Origin of the sequence: Corallococcus exercitus (assembly GCF_003611585.1) — a bacterium.
Lineage (GTDB): Bacteria > Myxococcota > Myxococcia > Myxococcales > Myxococcaceae > Corallococcus > Corallococcus exercitus.
In genome coordinates this window covers 1-1264 of sequence record NZ_RAVW01000792.1, presented here as the reverse complement: position 1 = coordinate 1264, position 1264 = coordinate 1, and the positions used below count along the sequence as shown (strand labels likewise).

Sequence of the window (1264 nt, the reverse complement as noted above, 5' to 3'; positions counted from 1 at the left end):
CTCCCGGAGGATGGCGGCGTCGGGAGCCTGAATTTCAGTCCCATCACCCGGCAGCAGTTCGACGACCAGGGCATGCTCCTCGTCAGCGGCTACACCACGACCCGGGGCGCGACCATCAAGTATGTGCTTGCGGGCTGTGACGCGCCCGAACCCCACCACATCACCGGTTGCTATGCGACTTGCACCAACGGCGTGCTCACGGAGAAGGGGACGTTCGACGCGGACCGCCTGGTCCAAAGCCGCGGTGAAGCCGAGTCCGCCGGGGGCTTCAACCTTGTCTCCGAGTCCGTCGTCGACCTTGGCTTTCCTGCGGATGTCTACGTCACGAAGAACCATGCCTACGTGGTGTCCATCCAGCTCAAGAGCTACATGCCCGCGGGAGGCTTGACCGTCTTCGATGTCAGCGACCGCAGCCACCCCGTGTTGAAGAAGGTCATCTCCCTGCCGGGCGATGGGTACTGGAACGCCGCGTGGGCCAAGGACGACGTCCTCTACGTCGCCACCCGGGCTTCCGGCGTCATCCTGTTTGACATTTCAAACCCGGGGGACCCGACCTACATCCGCAGCGTGCCCAGCGGCGCGCCCCTGGATGTGCACACCCTGTTCGTGGAGGGCAACCGGCTCTATGCCATGGCGCTGCGGCCCGCGCAGACGCTCATCTTCGACATCACGTCCCCGCGAGAACCCGTCCTGCTCAACCGCTTCACCTTCACGTCAGAGGAGTTCGTCACCAGCTATCCGCACGACGCCTTCGCGTACGAGGGCCGGCTCTACATCAACCACACGGACATCGGCTTCCTGGTCACCGACCCGACCGACCCCCTCCAGGTCAAGGAGCTGGGCAAGTACCACTACAACCGGCAATACAGCCATGCCAGCGCGGTGGGGACCTTCGCGGGCCGCACCATCGCGTTCGAGGGCAGTGAGCAGGAGGGCGCGCACCTTCGCGTGCTGGATGTCACCGACCCGGCGAACATCCAGCTCATCGGCGAGCACCGGCTGCGCCCCACCACCTCCATCCACAACATGATCCTGAAGGGCACCAAGCTGTACGTCGCCTGGTACCAGGAGGGCGTGCGCGTGTTCGACGTGGCCAACCCCACGCTCCCCAAGGAGATTGCCTACTTCAACGCCTACCGTGAGACCGACCCGAAGCGGCTGGGCTTCGTCTACGAGGGCGTCATGGGGATGCGCGTCCCGGGTGACGGGTATGTCTACGCGGTGGACACCTCACGCGGGCTGCTCATCTTCAACGAGCTCTGAG

1 protein-coding gene is annotated in these 1264 nt (G+C 64.7%); it reads left to right on the top strand.

Going from position 1 to position 1264, the window contains the following annotated elements; genetic code table 11:
• Nucleotides 1-1263 (top strand): LVIVD repeat-containing protein (locus D7W79_RS42065; protein ID WP_120530762.1); only part of this gene is annotated, 1263 nt, incomplete at its 5' end.
• Between the last annotated feature and the right edge of the window lies 1 nt (nucleotide 1264).